Source organism: Micromonospora parva, from assembly GCF_000718515.1.
In the GTDB taxonomy this organism is placed as follows: Bacteria; Actinomycetota; Actinomycetes; order Mycobacteriales; family Micromonosporaceae; genus Micromonospora; species Micromonospora parva.
Genome location: NZ_JNZS01000004.1, coordinates 459474 through 474448 on the forward strand (window position 1 = coordinate 459474; position 14975 = coordinate 474448).

Annotated in this window: 14 protein-coding genes; 3 read left to right on the plus strand and 11 right to left on the minus strand. The window is 71.4% G+C overall.

Annotated elements, in window-relative coordinates; all coding sequences use genetic code 11:
- Positions 1 to 13: 13 nt before the first annotated feature.
- The 4 genes from IF22_RS0106800 to IF22_RS0106815 all read right to left on the minus strand — a co-directional run bounded on the left by IF22_RS0106800 (position 14) and on the right by IF22_RS0106815 (position 5082).
- On the minus strand, positions 14 to 2068 hold the full coding sequence (locus IF22_RS0106800) for a DUF5941 domain-containing protein (RefSeq protein WP_030329597.1): 2055 nt from the start codon (positions 2066 to 2068) through the stop codon (positions 14 to 16).
- Positions 2065 to 2811: an ABC transporter ATP-binding protein gene (locus IF22_RS0106805; RefSeq protein ID WP_030329600.1), complete on the minus strand. Its 747-nt coding sequence runs from the start codon at positions 2809 to 2811 to the stop codon at positions 2065 to 2067. Before IF22_RS0106805 ends, IF22_RS0106800 begins: the two co-directional genes overlap by 4 nt.
- Position 2812: 1 nt before the next feature.
- On the minus strand, positions 2813 to 3640 hold the full coding sequence (locus tag IF22_RS0106810; protein ID WP_030329602.1) for an ABC transporter permease: 828 nt from the start codon (positions 3638 to 3640) through the stop codon (positions 2813 to 2815).
- Positions 3641 to 3711: 71 nt separating this feature from the next.
- Positions 3712 to 5082 (minus strand): L-serine ammonia-lyase, encoded by a 1371-nt coding sequence (locus tag IF22_RS0106815; protein ID WP_030329604.1) that lies wholly within the window; start codon positions 5080 to 5082, stop codon positions 3712 to 3714.
- A gap of 532 nt (positions 5083 to 5614) precedes the next feature.
- On the opposite strand from IF22_RS0106815, the gene IF22_RS0106820 reads away from it, so the two are divergent.
- Positions 5615 to 5824, plus strand: a complete 210-nt coding sequence (locus IF22_RS0106820; RefSeq protein WP_030329606.1) for a PspC domain-containing protein — start codon at positions 5615 to 5617, stop codon at positions 5822 to 5824.
- A 247-nt stretch (positions 5825 to 6071) separates the two neighbouring features.
- Here the strand turns inward: IF22_RS0106820 and IF22_RS0106825 are convergent, their stop codons facing one another.
- The 7 genes from IF22_RS0106825 to pdxH all read right to left on the minus strand — a co-directional run bounded on the left by IF22_RS0106825 (position 6072) and on the right by pdxH (position 12162).
- Positions 6072 to 6896, minus strand: coding sequence for a DUF4230 domain-containing protein (locus IF22_RS0106825; protein WP_030329609.1), 825 nt, complete (start codon positions 6894 to 6896; stop codon positions 6072 to 6074).
- 99 nt (positions 6897 to 6995) lie between these two features.
- Positions 6996 to 8159 carry an acyl-CoA dehydrogenase family protein gene (locus IF22_RS0106830; protein WP_030329610.1) on the minus strand — a complete coding sequence of 388 codons (1164 nt, stop codon included), beginning with the start codon at positions 8157 to 8159 and terminating at the stop codon, positions 6996 to 6998.
- 35 nt (positions 8160 to 8194) lie between these two features.
- Positions 8195 to 8500, minus strand: a complete 306-nt coding sequence (locus tag IF22_RS0106835; RefSeq protein WP_030329612.1) for a type II toxin-antitoxin system VapB family antitoxin — start codon at positions 8498 to 8500, stop codon at positions 8195 to 8197.
- A 187-nt stretch (positions 8501 to 8687) separates the two neighbouring features.
- Positions 8688 to 9290 (minus strand): nitroreductase family protein, encoded by a 603-nt coding sequence (locus IF22_RS0106840; RefSeq protein WP_030329614.1) that lies wholly within the window; start codon positions 9288 to 9290, stop codon positions 8688 to 8690.
- Positions 9290 to 10219: an aldose 1-epimerase family protein gene (locus IF22_RS0106845; protein WP_030329616.1), complete on the minus strand. Its 930-nt coding sequence runs from the start codon at positions 10217 to 10219 to the stop codon at positions 9290 to 9292. The genes IF22_RS0106840 and IF22_RS0106845 overlap by 1 nt, the downstream gene beginning before the upstream one ends.
- An 18-nt stretch (positions 10220 to 10237) precedes the next feature.
- The gene (locus tag IF22_RS0106850; protein ID WP_030329617.1) at positions 10238 to 11536 is read right to left on the minus strand and encodes an MFS transporter; all 1299 of its coding nucleotides are present in this window, start codon (positions 11534 to 11536) and stop codon (positions 10238 to 10240) included.
- Entirely contained in the window at positions 11533 to 12162 is a 630-nt protein-coding gene (pdxH, locus tag IF22_RS0106855; RefSeq protein WP_051708239.1) for a pyridoxamine 5'-phosphate oxidase, read from the minus strand. The genes IF22_RS0106850 and pdxH overlap by 4 nt, the downstream gene beginning before the upstream one ends.
- A gap of 279 nt (positions 12163 to 12441) precedes the next feature.
- On the opposite strand from pdxH, the gene IF22_RS0106860 reads away from it, so the two are divergent.
- Positions 12442 to 13548 (plus strand): citrate synthase 2, encoded by a 1107-nt coding sequence (locus tag IF22_RS0106860; RefSeq protein ID WP_030329620.1) that lies wholly within the window; start codon positions 12442 to 12444, stop codon positions 13546 to 13548.
- A gap of 195 nt (positions 13549 to 13743) precedes the next feature.
- Positions 13744 to 14871, plus strand: a complete 1128-nt coding sequence (gene serC / locus IF22_RS0106865; protein WP_030329622.1) for a phosphoserine transaminase — start codon at positions 13744 to 13746, stop codon at positions 14869 to 14871.
- Positions 14872 to 14975 lie beyond the last annotated feature (104 nt).

The following is a 14975-nucleotide window of genomic DNA, read 5'->3' on the forward strand; positions in this document are numbered from 1 at the left end:
GGCCGTCCCTCCGTCAGCGCGGCGCGGCACCTCCAACGCCCGCCGGCGCGACCGACGCCCGCGCGCTACGGGCCGGTCGCACGAACCAGGCCAGGACGACGCTCACCACGAAAACCACGAGAAGGTACGCACCGAGTGTAGCCAGTCCGACACCCGCAATACCGACGATCGCCGCGAGCGCCACCAGCACCGAACGTCCCTCCCAACCCAGCGTCGCCGCGTGCAGCGGCGGTGCCGCCTGCCGCTTCTCCAGCCGGGCGGTCAGGTCATAGTGGTGCACGGTGAGCACGAAGACGTACCCGAAGATCAGCCAGCCGGGCACCCCGCCGACCACGCCGACGGCGATCGCGAACAGGTACTCGGCGGCCCGCAACGCCGCCGGGACCAGCCAGTCCAGCGGACCGTTGTGCGCCGCCCCGGCGCCCAGGCCGCCGACCAGCAGCACCAGCAGCGCGACCGGCACCGCCCACCGGAGCTGATCGGGCGCGTCGTTCAGCAGCGCCCCGACCAGCAGCACCGCCGGGCCGAGCGCGGCGATCACCGCCAGGGTCAGCGGCCCCATCGGGCGCAGCACCGGCAACCAGCGGGCCAACGGGCCGTCGTCGCGGTGCAGGGTGGCGTCGACAGTGTCCAGCACCGGCACCCACATCCAGCGGGCCCGCAGCGTCCGCAGCGCACCGGTGTACGCGAACGCCAGCACCCCCCAGACCAGCACGGCGATCAGGCTGACCAGCGGGTTGAACAGCGCCACGGTCAGCGCGATCAGCGCCCACCGCTCACCGATCGGGAAGACCACGGTCCGCTTCAGCCAGTACGACAGCGAACCGGTGTCCGCCTGCACCCGGGTCGACGCCGCGTTGAGCCGGTCACCGATCCCGCCGCTGGCGTTCGTCGCCGTACGCGGCCGACGGGCCGCCTCGTCGTGCAGCACCCCGTACCAGGTGTCGGTCATGTGCCGGACGGTCTGCAACGTCATCGCGGCGATCGCGAGCGCCCACCCGTTACCCAGCCCGGCGTGGCTCACCCCGAAGCCCAGACCGGCGTAGACCACGTACTCCTTGGCCCGGTCCGCCATCGTGTCCAGCCAGCCGCCCCAGGCGCTGAAGTGCCGGGTGTAGCGGGCCAGTTGGCCGTCCACGCAGTCCAGTACGAAGCCGAGATAGAGCAGCACCGCGCCACCGACCAGCGCGGGTCGCCCACCGACCCCGAACAGTACCGCCGCCGCCAGCGCGAAGAGCACCGAGATCACCGTCACCCCGGTCGGGGTGAGCCGGAGCCGCGCCGACAGCCGGACCAGGTACGGCGACCAGGTGCTGACGAAGTAGGTGGAAAAGAAGTCGTCCTTCTCCTTCACCGACAACCGCAGCTCGGCCCGGTCCTCGTCGACAGCGGTCACCGCCGCCTCGGCAACGGCCAGCCCGGCCGTGTCCTCGACCCGGTGCGCGACGAGCAGGCGTACCCGCTGGGCGAAGATCAGGGTGCCGAGCGCCGCGAGGCCCGCGAAGAGCCGGTCCACGGCGGGCCCGGGGGCACCGGCCGCGGCCGACCCGCCGGCCCCGGCGGTCGTCGGCAGCGGAGCCACGTCGCCGACCGGACCGATCGGGGCGGCGACGGGGAGCATTCCGGACGCGGCGGCCCGGGCGGCGGCCGCGAGGGTCGGCAGGTCGTCCACGCCGACCCGCAGCGCACCGCCGAACACGCCGGTGGCGTCCCCGTCGAGGGCGTCCAACGCGCCGGCGTCGACCACCTGGCCGCGCTCCTCCCGGACGGCGGTCCGACCGGGCACCGGCGGGTCGCCGAGCACCAGCGCCACAGTCGGCCCCACCGGGCTGGTGGCCAGGTGCCGCAGGACGGCGGTGTGCGCGACCAGGTCCGTTCCGGTGATCAGCACCGGGGCGGTCGCGGTGGCGACCAGGTCGGTCAGCTCGTCGAGGGTGGCGGCGAAGCGCACCTCGTCCGCCCCGGCCCGGCGCAACTGGGCGGCCAGTCGGTCGGCCAGCGGCTCACCGGTCGCCGTGGTCAGGCCCGCCGCGGATGGTCCGGCGGCGAGCACGATCGCGAGCGTCACCGCGGGACCGCGGCGTGGTACGCGTCGAGCGCCTCGGCGATGGTGCCGTCGAGCGTCAACCGGCCCGCGTCGAGGTACAACCCCCGACGGCAGAACCGGGTCAGGTCCTTTTCGTTGTGTGACACCAGCACCAGCGTGCGCCCCTCCCCGAGCAGACGATCAATCGTCGCGTAACACTTCTTGCGGAACTCCGCGTCCCCGACCGCGGTCACCTCGTCCATCAGCAGGATCGGGTGCGGCAGGTGCGAGATGATCGCGAAGCCCAGCCGCACCTTCATCCCCGACGAGTAGTGCCGCACCGACGTGTCGATGGCCCGTTCCACCTGCTCACCGGCGAACTCGACGATCTCGTCGAAGTGCCGCTTCAGGTAGCCCGTCGACAGGCCGTGCAGCCCACCGACCAGGTGCAGGTTCTCCCGGCCGGTCAGGTCGTTGGAGAAACCGGCTGACAACTCCAGCAGCGGCGCCACCGCGCCGTGCACCCGGATGTCGCCCTCGTCCGGAATGAGCACCCCGGCGATCAGCCGCAGCAGGGTGCTCTTGCCGGTGCCGTTGCGCCCGATCACCCCGACGGTCTCGCCGGGCTCCACGGTGAACGACACGTCCCGCAGCGGCCAGAACTGGCCGGGCAGCGCACCACGCGCGCCGCGGTGGATGAACAGCTCCCGCAGCCGCAGTTGACGGCGGCGGTTGCGGACGAACCGGATGCCCAGGCCGTCCGCCTCGATGATCGGCGTGGCCACGTCACAGCTCCTTGAGCACGGCGGGCTCCAACCGGCGGAACGACCACCAACCGGCGACCAGCACCAGCAGGCTGCCGACGACAGTGGTGGCGAGCAGACGGGCGTCCGGAAACTCGTCCGGGTACCAGATCGCGTGGTGCAGCTGGAAGATCCCCACCAGCGGGTTCAGCTCGTACACCACCTTCAACCAGCCCGGCAGACCGGACTCCCGGACCAGGCTGAGCGGGTAGATGATCGGCGTGGCGTAGAAGAGCACCCGGATGATCAGACGCATCAGCCGCTCCACGTCGCGCATCAGCACGTTCCAGGCGGACAGCAGCAGGGCCAGCCCGGTCAGCAGGACGGCCTGCACGGCCACCGCCAGCGGCAGGGACAGCAGCGACCAACCGGGGTGGATCCGACCGTGCGCCGCGTAGATCACCGCGATCGCGACCAGGATCGGCAGGCCGGCCGCGTACTCGGCGAACCGGCCGGTGACCCGGCCGATCGGGAAGACCTGACGCGGCACGTTCATCGTGGTGATCAGCCGGGACTGGCCGGTCAGCGCGTTCGTCGCCTCGCTCAGCGCCGAACTGGTCCACATCCAGGCGAAGATGCCGGTGATCAGGAACAACGGGTACGACCCGGCCGCCTCGCCGAGGTGCCGACCGGTGTCGCGGGAGTAGAGCACCCCGAAGACGAACCAGTAGATGGCGCCCATGCCGAGCGGCTCGATCAACGACCAGAAGTAGCCCAGCACCGACTGCTGGTACTTGACCGCCAGATCCCGCCTGACCAGGATGCGCAGCGAGTTGCGGTGCGACCACAACGCCGCGACGCCAGAGGTCACCGCCGCCTCCCGCCTCCTGAAACGGACGACAGGTTAGCAGTCGGTGAACGATTGCCCCGAATCGACCGGACTCAGCACTCGATCACGTTGACGGCCAGACCGCCCCGCGCCGTCTCCTTGTACTTGACCTTCATGTCGGCGCCCGTCTCCCGCATGGTCTTGATGACCTTGTCCAGCGACACCTTGTGCACACCGTCGCCGCGCAGCGCCAGCCGGGCGGCCGTGATCGCCTTGATGCTAGCCACCGCGTTCCGCTCGATGCAGGGGATCTGCACCAGGCCACCCACCGGGTCACAGGTCAACCCGAGGTTGTGCTCCATCCCGATCTCGGCCGCGTTCTCCACCTGCTCCGGGGTGCCACCGAGCGCCTCGGCCAACCCGGCCGCCGCCATCGAACACGCCGAACCGACCTCACCCTGGCAACCCACCTCGGCACCCGAGATCGACGCGTTCTCCTTGAACAGCACACCGATCGCGCCCGCCGTCAGCAGGAACCGCAGCACACCCTCGTCATCGGCACCCGGCACGAACCGGGTGTAGTAGTGCAGCACCGCCGGAATGATCCCGGCCGCGCCGTTGGTCGGCGCGGTGACCACCCGGCCGCCCGCCGCGTTCTCCTCGTTGACAGCGAGCGCGAACAGCGTCACCCAGTCCATCGCGTGCAGCGGGTCGACCGTCCCGGCCTCCGCCTCCAGGCCGCGCCGCAGCTCCGCCGCGCGCCGCCGAACCTTCAACCCCCCAGGGAGTACGCCGTCCCGCTCGCAGCCGCGCTGCACGCACTCCCGCATCACCCGCCAGATCTCCAGCAGACCGGCCCGGATGTCCGCCTCGCTGCGCCAGGAACGCTCGTTGGCCAACATCACCTCGCTGATCGACAGACCGGTGCGGGTGGTGACGTCGAGCAGCTGCGCCCCGGTCAGGAACGGGTACCGCACCACGGTGCTGTCCGGCGTGATCCGGTCCGCGCCGGCCGCCTCCTCGTCGACAACGAAGCCGCCCCCGACGGAGTAGTAGGTGCGGCTGCGCAGCTCCGCACCGGCACCGTCGTACGCCACGAAGGTCATCCCGTTCGGGTGGTACGGCAGCGACCGACGGCGGTGCAGCGTCAGGTCCCGATCCGGGTCGAAGGCGATCTCGTGCACGTCGAGGATGTTGATCCGCCGCTCGGCGCGGATCCGTTCGACCCGAGGACCGACGGTGTCCGTGTCGACAGTCTCCGGCGACTCACCGGCCAACCCGAGCAGCACCGCCCGGTCACTGCCGTGGCCGTGCCCGGTGGCACCCAACGAACCGAACAACTCGGCCTGCACCCGCGCCGTGTCAGTGAGCAACCCGTCGGCCTTCAACCCGCCGACGAACGTACGCGCGGCCCGCATCGGCCCCACCGTGTGCGAGCTGGACGGCCCGATACCGACACTGAAGAGGTCGAAAACACTGATCATGGCTGCGCTTCCTCGCCGTCGTCCCGGCGTACGGGACCCGGGCGGGTCGTGACCACCGGTCTGGCGGCCCCGATGGTGACCGTCCGGGGTATGGGTGCCGGCCTTCCGGGGTGTGGAAGGCCGATCAGCCAGCCTACCCGCCCAGGTCACCGCCCACCCGGTCCGGGACGTGAACACCCCACGACCGTCCCCCGCCCCCGCCCTCGCCCGGCCCCGTCTCGCCGCCTCGCCCTCGCCCGGCCCCGTCTCGCCTCGCCTCGCCTCGCCCCGCAAGATCGTGCTCGATCCAGGGTTTAGTGGCATCCGCCCGGTCCGAGGCCACCACAACCAGGATCGAGTGCGATCTTGCGAGGCGGCCCGGCGGAGACAGGTGGTGGCGGACGTTCGGGGAGGCGTCAGCGGGGGTCTGCCCGGGTAATGCACCTACGGGTCCACTGGTTGCCACTCCACCTCGGGACCGAGGGCGAGCTGGTCATCCCCTTCTACCGTGGATTGCAGACGCGGCGCACCGCCGCAGAGTGGGAGTACGACGATGAGTCGCAAACTGGTCCGGCCCCGTGAGGGGCGCATGCTCGCCGGTGTCTGTGCTGGCCTCGGTCGACGGTTCGGCATGTCCGCCGGGATGGTCCGGCTGCTGTTCCTGCTGTCCTTGCTGCTGCCCGGCACGCAGGTGATCGTCTACCTGATCCTGTGGGTGCTGATGCCGAACGAGGACCGCTACCTCGCCTCCACCGGCCACTGACCCCTCCCCGGTAAGACCAGATCTTGGACAGTTTCCGTCAGCACGTGACGGAAACTGTCCAAGATTGCCCGCACCGCTGCCACGCCGGCCGCGAGGGAGCCCCCGGCGGCGGGCACGAAACCGGGCCGTCAGCCCCAGCCGGGCCGTCAGCAGCAGCCGGGCCGTGAGCCACCGGGCACCAGCCGAGAAGCGCCCGCTCCGACGGAAGTCGGTGCGGGCGCTTCGGCGTACGGGGGGGAGGAGGAGGTCAGGGCGCCACGTAGGTGACAGTGATCTGCTGGTAGCCGAGGGAGCGGAGCAGCCCCTCCAGCATCTTGCGGGTGTTCTCCTCGGCGCGGGCGGAGAGCCCGCTGTCCCGGGCGGCGGCGGTGATCCGCTCCTCGGCGAGCTGGTAGACCTGCTGCTGCCGGTTGGGGTCGTTGCCGACCAGGTCACCGAGTCGGTTGAGCAGACCGCGCTGCTCGGCGAAGACGTAGCTCTTCTCCATGTCGAGGTTGGTCTCGCCGAGCTGCGGCGCCGGCAACTTGATCTCGACGGACTTGCCGTCGGCGGACTGGACGATGGCCCCGTCACCGATCTTGGTGAAGTCGACGTACGCCTCGACGCTGCCGGCCCCGACGAACAGGGTGCGCTCGTTGAGCAGGAAGTCCGGAACGTTGCGCCGGTCGTTCTGGGTGTCGACCACGACCTGGAAGTTGCCCTCGGCGGCCACGTAGCGGCTGAGGTCCTGGATCGACTTGAGCAGCGGTGGCTGACTGCGGTCGGTCTGCTCCTTGGCGAACGGGTTGCGGAACTCCGGCAGGATGCCGGTCGCCTGAATGCCGAGCAGCACGATCACGGCCAGCGCGGCGGCGCCGAGCAGCAGGAGCAGACCTCGGGCCGCCCCACCACCCCCGCCGGTGCCACCGGTCGTCGGGCCACCGGGGCCAGCCGGGTCGGCGGGGTCGCCGGTGCCCTCCGGGGTATCGGTGGTCCACTCGGGTGTAGCGGTCGACCGCACCTTGAGATCGTCACCGGTCGGGTAACCGGGGAACTCCCTCGTGGGCTCGTTGCTGCCAGCGTCGCGGGCCATCACGCTCACCGTCCTCGTCAGACACGTCGTCTGTCAATGACGGTACGGCCCCGTTACGACAGTCGCGCGGCGAGCGCCAGGAAGCGACAAAGGAGCAGGTCAGGCGAATGCGGAGAGCCCGGTGAGCCGCTGTCCGATGACCAGTTGGTGGATTTCCGAGGTGCCCTCGTAGGTCAGCACGCTCTCCAGGTTGTTGGCGTGCCGCATCACCGGGTACTCGCCGGAGACGCCGTTGGCGCCGAGGATGGTGCGGCACTGCCGGGCGATGGCCAGCGCCTCCCGTACGTTGTTCAGTTTGCCCACGCTGACCTGCTCGGGCCGCAGCCGCCGGGCGTCGGCGAGCCGGCCCAGGTGCAGCGCGAGCAGTTGCCCCTTCACCAACTCGACGGCCATGTCGGCGAGCTTCGCCTGGGTGAGCTGGAACCCGGCCAGTGGGCGACCGAACTGGGTGCGGGTGGTGGCGTACGCCAGTGTGGTTTCCAGGCAGTCGCGGGCCGCGCCGACGGAACCCCAGACGATGCCGTAGCGGGCCTCGGTGAGGCAGCTCAGCGGCGCCTTGAGGCCGACCGCCTCGGGCAGTCGGGCGTCGGCCGGGAGCCGGACGTCGTCGAGCACGATCTCGCCGGTCACCGACGCGCGCAGCGACATCTTGCGGTGAATCTCCCGGGCCGTGACGCCGGGCGTGTCCATTGGTACGGCGAAACCCCGTACGCCCTCGTCGGTGCGGGCCCAGATCACCGCGACGTCCGCGATCGGGGCGTTGGTGATCCACATCTTTCCGCCGGTGAGCACCCAGTCGTCGCCGTCGCGGCGCGCCCGGGTGGCCATCGAGGCGGGGTCGGAACCGTGGTCCGGCTCGGTCAGGCCGAAGCACCCGATCGCCTCACCGGTGGCCATCGACGGCAGCCAGCGTTGCTTCTGCTCCTCGCTGCCGTAGCGCCAGATGGCGTACATGGCGAGCGATCCCTGCACCGAGACCAGCGAGCGGACGCCGGAGTCACCGGCTTCCAGCTCCTGGCAGGCGAGCCCGTAGGCGACCGCTGAGGTGCCGGCGCAGCCGTAGCCGGTCAGGTGCATGCCGAGCAGGCCGAGCTTGCCGAACTCGCGGGCCAGCTCCCGGGCGGGCACCCGGCCGTCCTCGTACCACTCGGCGACGTGGGGCCGCACCCGGTCGTCGACGAGTTGGCGGACGACGTCACGGACCTGCCGCTCCTCCTCGCTGAGCGACGGGTCCAGGTCGAGCAGGTCCAGCGGAGCGGTCATGGACGCCACCCTAACGAAGCTTCAGGCCGGACCGCTCACTCGATCGGCTCGGAGAGCACCAGCACCCGGGCGTGGATCTGGTTGCGCTGCTGGAGGGCGGCGCGCAGCGCCCGGTGCAGCCCGTCCTCCAGGTAGAGCCCACCGTTCCACTGCACCACGTGCGGGAAGAGGTCACCGTAGAAGGTGGAGTCCTCGGCGAGGAGCTTGTCCAGCGCCAACTCGCGCTTGGTGGTGATCATCTGATCCAGGCGCAGTGGCCGCGGCGGGATCTCCGCCCACTGCTTGAGCGTCAGATTGTGCTCCGGATAGGGACGCCCGTCCCGGACCGCTCTGAAGATCACGACGGCACGCTCCCCTCCCCGTGGCCGGGCCGACCGACGGCGCCGAGCCGGGCCGCGGCGGGCACCGCGCGGCGCGGCACCGATGACCGTGCCAGCCTAGCCGCCCAGCGCACGCTGCGTTCTGCTCCCTGATGTCAGTTTCGCTATCGCTCGTCCGATCCTCAACCGGACGAACGGGACGTCCGCCTCAGTTCCACCGGCCGCGCCGCACAACCTCGTCCATCGGACGACGCCCCCGACGCAACGACGGTGACCGATGGTCAGCGGCCCGGTAACCGATTGTGACGGCACCGATGGGCTGGTACTCCGCCGGCACGCCGAACGCGTCCCGGTAGGTGCCGAGCCGCTGCGGCGGAATGCCGAAGAAGCACGCCCCCAGCCCCTCGTCCACCGCGGTCAGCAGCATCAGCAACGCGGCGAAGCCGGCGTCCACGTGCCAGTACGGCACCGGCCACCGGTCCGGGGACTGATCCGTCCAGCCCTTGTCCGGCTCCGCGTACCGCCGCAGGTAGGCCGACTCGTTGGCGTGCGGCACCACGATCAGCGGTGCGCGGCGCATGCCGGCGAGCCACCGCTGACGCCCACCCCCGTCGGGGGTGGTGGCAGCCCAGAACCGGTCCCGGTCGACCGGCTCCTCCAGCACCAGGAAACCCCAGCCCTGGGCGAAGCCGGCCGACGGCGCGCGGACCGCGTGGTCGAGCAGCCGGTCCACCACGTCGGGCGGGACCGGGCGGTCCGGGTCGTAGTTGCGCACCATCCGCCGACGGCGGACGACCTCGGCGAACTCCATCAGGCGCCGGGGCGGATGCCCCAGGCACCTCGCCAGGTCGTGCCGGGCTTGAGGGTGAGCAGATCCTTGCCCGACCGGAACGCGTCCGGTGGGCAGGTCATCGGCTCGACCGCCACCGAGCGGCGCTGCCGCTCACCGGTGAGGGCGTCCCCGGTGAACACCTGCCACCAGCCGAACTCGGCATCCGCCCAAATGCTCACACCGGTCGCGCCGTCCGGCGCGGAGAGGCTCACCGACGAACCGCCGTCGGCGTCGCGGATCACGTCACCGAAGCAGGAGTCCAGGACGGCGGCGCCGATCCGGCGGGGGCTGGTCCAGTCGTACTCGGTGCCGGCCACCGGGGTCACCCCCACCGGCAGCAGCCGGCCGTCCACCAGCACCCGGCTGCGGGTGGGCAGCCGCAGCACCAGGTCGTCCACCGCGACGCCGGGCAGTTGCAGGTACGGGTGCACGGAGAAACCGAACGGCGCCAACTCCCCGCCGATGTTGGTCACCTCGTGCTCGGCGCGCAGCCCGTCCGCGTCGACGCTCCACCGGCTGCGCAGCCGCAGCGGCCACGGGTAGCCGAGCTGCGGCGGCAGGTGGTAGCCGACCGTCACGGCGTCCGCGGACTGCTCCAGCAACTGCCACGGCACCCAGTTGACCAGCCCGTGGATGGCCACGTGCCGCTCCGGCTCGGTCAGTGCGAGCTGGTGCGTCCGCTCGCCGAACGAGTAGCGGCCATCGCGGATCCGGTTCGGCCAGGGGGCCAGCACCTGCCCGGTGCAACCCGGGCAGACCTCGTCGGTCCGGTACCCGTCGACCACGTCCACGCCGTCGTGCCGGTACGTCCGGAGCCCACCGCCCACCTCCACGATGACGGCCTCGTGGCCGGCGGCGGAGATGGTCCACTGGGCGCCGGAGAACGGGCGCTGATCGGGGCTTTCCATGCCGGCGACCCTAACCGGTCAGGCCCGGTCGCCGCTTGACGCCGTCGCCGCCCGGTAACGCAGCAGCACCGGGAACGCGACAGCGAGCACCACCACGAGCACCGCGGAGGCGAGCCCACCGGCCACCCAGGCCACCCCGCCGCCGAACCCGGCAGCCATGGTGCCGGCCCGCAGGTCGCCCAGGCGTGGCCCACCGGCCACCACCACCGTGTTGACGCCCTGGAGTCGGCCGCGCATCCGGTCCGGCGCGTAGACCAGCAACATGGACTGACGCAGCACCGCGCTGATCAGGTCGGCGGCGCCGGCCACGGCGAGCAGCACGACCATCAGCCAGAGCTGGTGGGCCAACCCCGCCGCGGCGATCGCCAGGCCCCAGCCGACCACCGCGAGCACCAGGCCGAGCCCCTGCCGGCGGAGCCGGCCGATCCAGCCGGAGGTCAGCCCACCGATCATCGAGCCGATCGCGATGGCGCTGTAGAGCAGGCCGACCGAGCCACCGCCGCCGAACCGCTCGTGCGCGATCTCCGGAAAGAGAGCCCGCGGCATGGCGAGGATCATCGCGATCAGGTCCACCGCGAAGGACAACAGCAGGACCGGGGTGGTGGCCAGGTAGCGGAACCCGTCGATGACGCTGGCCAGGCCGGCCTTTCGGGCCTGGCCGTCGGCGGTGGGCTCGGGCGGCAGCGACGGCAGCCGCAGCGCCGCCCAGAGCATCGCGGTGAACAGCACCGCGTCCAACCCGTACGCGATCGGCAGCACCACAGTGGTGTCCGGCGAGGCGGAGAGGATGAGACCGGCGGCGAGCGGGCCGGCGACCGAGGCGGCGGTGAAGGTCGTGTAGTTCAGCGTGGTGGCGGACGCCACCAGGTCGTCCGGCACCAGCCGGGGCAGCATGGCGCTGCGGGCCGGCGAGCTGATCGCGAAGGCCACCGACTGCACCGCCATCAACGCCAGCAGCAGCACCGGGCTGCCGACGTCCAGCACCGCCTGGAGCAACAGACCGAGGGTGGATGCCCAAAGCAACAATGAGCCACCGAGCAGCACCGCACGCCGGTCGCGGGCGTCGGCGACCGCGCCGCCCCAGAGCCCGAAGACCAGCAACGGTACGAAGGCGGCAATCCCCAGCAGGCCCACCCAGAACGAGTCCCGGGTCAGGGCGTACATCTCCACCGGCACCGCGACGGCGGTGAACTGGAAGCCGAACATCGCCACGGTGTTGCCGAGCCAGAGCCGCCGGTACGCCGGGACCCGCAGCGGACGCACGTCGATCGCCCAGCGGCGCGCGGCGCGCGGCCGGGTCTCCTGCACTCCCGTCACGGCGCCAACCGCTCGACGATCCAGGCACCCTCGTCCCGGCGACGGAAACGGAGCCGGTCGTGCAGCCGGCTGGCCCGACCCTGCCAGAACTCCACCGACTCGGGTTGCACCCGCAGCCCGCCCCAGTGCGACGGGGTCGGGATGTCGGCCTGGCCGGCGAAGCGTTCGGCCACCTCCTGGTACCGCTGCTCCAGCGCCGCCCGGCCCGACACGACCTGCGACTGAGGGCTGGCCCAGGCGCCCAGTTGGGAGCCGCGCGGCCGGCTGGCGAAGTACGCCTCGCTCGTCGCGCGGTCGACGGGCGTCACCCGCCCGGCGACCACCACCTGACGCTGCATGGGAAACCACGGAAAGACCAGGCTGGCGTACGGGTTCGCGGTCGCCTCGACGCCCTTGCGCGACAGGTGGTTGGTGAAGAAGACGAAGCCCTCCGGGTCGTACCCCTTCAACAACACCGTCCGCCCGCTCGGCCGGCCGGCCGGGTCGGCGGTGCCCACCACCATGGCGTTCGGTTCGGGCAGCCCGAAGGCCACCGCGTCGGCGAACCAGCTGTCGAACTGGGTGTGCCAGTCGGCGGCCAGGTCAGCCTCGGTCAGGCCCAGGTCCGCGGCGTACTCGTTACGCATCGCGGCCGGGGCGGGTGTGTCACCCGTCACGTCCCCACTCCTTCTCGGGGGCCCCGCCAGCACCCTCCCGCGCTGACCAGCCCGCCCTGCCCAGTCTCACTGAGCCAGGCGGAGAATGCGCGTCCGGGGATGTCGCGTGCAGCACAGTCGCAGCGGGTCGCGTATCCCTTACTCAGCAGGCAAGATGTTCCGAACACATCCCTGAGGGTCGCCTAAGGCGCCCGGCCGATCGGGCCGGATGAGCTGTTCGGGCGCACCGACCAGATCCAGGAGAGCGACATGGCCGATTTCAAACCCGGGCTGGAGGGCGTCGTCGCCTTCGAGACCGAGATCGCCGAACCTGACCGTGAGGGCGGCGCGCTGCGCTATCGCGGGGTCGACATCGAGGATCTGATCGGCCAGGTGTCGTTCGGCAACGTCTGGGCACTGCTGGTCGACGGCCGGTTCGGGCCGGGCCTGCCGCCGGCGGAACCGTTCCCGGTGCCGGTGCACTCCGGTGACATCCGCGTCGACGTGCAGTCCGCGGTCGCCATGCTGGCCCCGTACTGGGGTCTCAACCAACTGCTGGACATCTCCGACGAGCAGGCCCGTGAGGATCTCGCCCGGGTCTCGGTGACAGCGCTCTCCTTCGTCGCCCAGTCCGCTCGCGGCCTCGGCCTGCCGGCCGTGCCGCAGAAGGAGATCGACAAGGCGCAGACCATCGTCGAGCGGTTCATGAAGCGCTGGCGCGGCGAGCCCGACCCCCGGCACGTCAAGGCCGTCGACGCGTACTTCATCTCGGCCGCCGAGCACGGCCTGAACGCGTCCACCTTCACCGCTCGCATCGTCGCCTCCACCGGGGCGGACGCGGCGGCCTGCATCTCGTCGGGCATCGGCGCCCTCTCCGGCCCGCTGCACGGCGGTGCCCCGTCCCGGGTGCTCAGCATGCTGGAGGCGGTGGAGCGCAGCGGCGACGCGGAGGGTTACGTCAAGGGTGTCCTGGACCGCGGCGAGCGGTTGATGGGCTTCGGCCACCGCGTCTACCGCGCGGAGGACCCGCGCGCCCGGGTGCTCCGGCGTACCGCCAAGGAGCTGGGCGCGCCGCGCTTCGAGATCGCCGAGGCGCTGGAGAAGGCCGCCCTGGCCGAGCTTCAGGCCCGCCGCCCGGACCGGGTGCTGGCCACCAACGTCGAGTTCTGGTCGGCGGTGGTGCTGGACTTCGCCGAGGTGCCGGCGCACATGTTCACCTCGATGTTCACCTGCGCCCGGATGGGCGGCTGGAGCGCGCACATCCTGGAGCAGAAGCGGCTGCAGCGGCTGGTCCGCCCGTCCGCCCGCTACGTCGGCCCGGAGACCCGCAAGCCGTCCGACGTCGAGGGCTGGGCGGCCATTCCGCACGGCGTCTGAGCGGTACGAAAGGGGCCCTTCCTCGACGCCGGGCGTCGGGGCGGGGCCCTTTTCGATGGCTGCCGGCAACAACTGTGGCGAAGGCCTCAGACCTGCCCTCGGGGGCCCGGCTTCCACCGATGGGTCCGGGTGCGAGGATGGGGGCCGGCAGTGTCGCCGGCCCGCCCTCGCCCTTGCGGAAGGATCTTCAAGACCGTGGCTGACGCACCGATCATCCGGATTCCCGATGAGATCAAGCCCGCCGACGGACGTTTCGGCTGCGGCCCGTCCAAGGTCCGCCCGGCGGCGGTCTCCGCTCTCGCCGAGGTCGCGACCACCTACCTCGGCACTTCGCACCGGCAGAAGACGGTCCGTGACCAGGTGGCCCGGCTGCGCTCCGGCATCGCCGAGTTCTTCTCGCTGCCCGAGGGCTACGAGGTGGTGATCGGCAACGGTGGCACCACCGCGTTCTGGGAGGTCGCCACCTTCGGCCTGATCCGCGACCGGGCCCAGTTCGCCAGCTTCGGCGAGTTCGGCGCCAAGTTCGCCAAGTCGGTCAAGGACGCCCCGTTCCTGGGTGAGCCGACGGTCCGCAAGGCCGACGCGGGCAGTGCCCCGACCCTGGTCGCCGAGTCCGGCGTGGACGCGTACGCGACGCCGCAGAACGAGACCTCGACCGGTGTGGCGGTTCCGATCAGCCGGGTGGCCGGGGCGGACGAGGGCGCGCTGCTGCTTGTCGACGCGACCTCCGGCGCGGGTGGCCTGGACGTCAACGTCGGCGAGACCGACGTCTACTACTTCGCTCCGCAGAAGTGCTTCGGCTCCGACGGCGGGCTCTGGCTGGCTCTGATGTCCCCGGCCGCACTGGACCGGGCCGCCGAGATCAAGGCGTCCGGGCGCTACATCCCGGCCTTCCTCGATCTGGTCACCGCGATCGACAACTCGCGGCTGGAGCAGACCTACAACACCCCGGCGCTGGCCACCATCTTCCTGGCCGCCGAGCAGACCGACTGGATGAACGCGCAGGGCGGTCTGGCCTGGGCGGCGAAGCGCACCGCCGAGAGCGCCGCCGCGGTCTACGGCTGGGCTGAGCGGTCCAGCGTGGCCACCCCGTTCGTCACCGACCCGTCGTTGCGCTCCAACGTGGTCGCCACCATCGACTTCGCCGACGGGGTGGACGCCACGGCGATCGCCAAGGCGCTGCGCGCCAACGGCATCGTGGACACTGAGCCCTACCGCAAGCTCGGTCGCAACCAGCTGCGGGTGGCGCTGTTCCCGGCCGTCGAGCCGGCCGATGTCGAGGCGCTGACCGCGTCCATCGACTACGTGGTCGAGCGACTCTGAGGTTCGTCACGTTCGGTGTCCGTGGAGGCCTCCACGGACACCGAACGTGATCATCGCCGCAGCTCAGTCACGACATGCGGGGTGTCGCTTCCCCCACCCCGAGG

Coding starts and splice junctions, on each gene's coding strand:
- IF22_RS0106815 (WP_030329604.1), bottom strand. CDS start 5,082: ATGATCAGTGTTTTCGACCTCTTCAGTGTCGGTATCGGGCCGTCCAGC.
- IF22_RS0106820 (WP_030329606.1), top strand. CDS start 5,615: ATGAGTCGCAAACTGGTCCGGCCCCGTGAGGGGCGCATGCTCGCCGGT.
- IF22_RS0106825 (WP_030329609.1), bottom strand. CDS start 6,896: ATGGCCCGCGACGCTGGCAGCAACGAGCCCACGAGGGAGTTCCCCGGT.
- IF22_RS0106830 (WP_030329610.1), bottom strand. CDS start 8,159: ATGACCGCTCCGCTGGACCTGCTCGACCTGGACCCGTCGCTCAGCGAG.
- IF22_RS0106840 (WP_030329614.1), bottom strand. CDS start 9,290: ATGGAGTTCGCCGAGGTCGTCCGCCGTCGGCGGATGGTGCGCAACTAC.
- IF22_RS0106845 (WP_030329616.1), bottom strand. CDS start 10,219: ATGGAAAGCCCCGATCAGCGCCCGTTCTCCGGCGCCCAGTGGACCATC.
- pdxH (WP_051708239.1), bottom strand. CDS start 12,162: ATGCGTAACGAGTACGCCGCGGACCTGGGCCTGACCGAGGCTGACCTG.
- IF22_RS0106860 (WP_030329620.1), top strand. CDS start 12,442: ATGGCCGATTTCAAACCCGGGCTGGAGGGCGTCGTCGCCTTCGAGACC.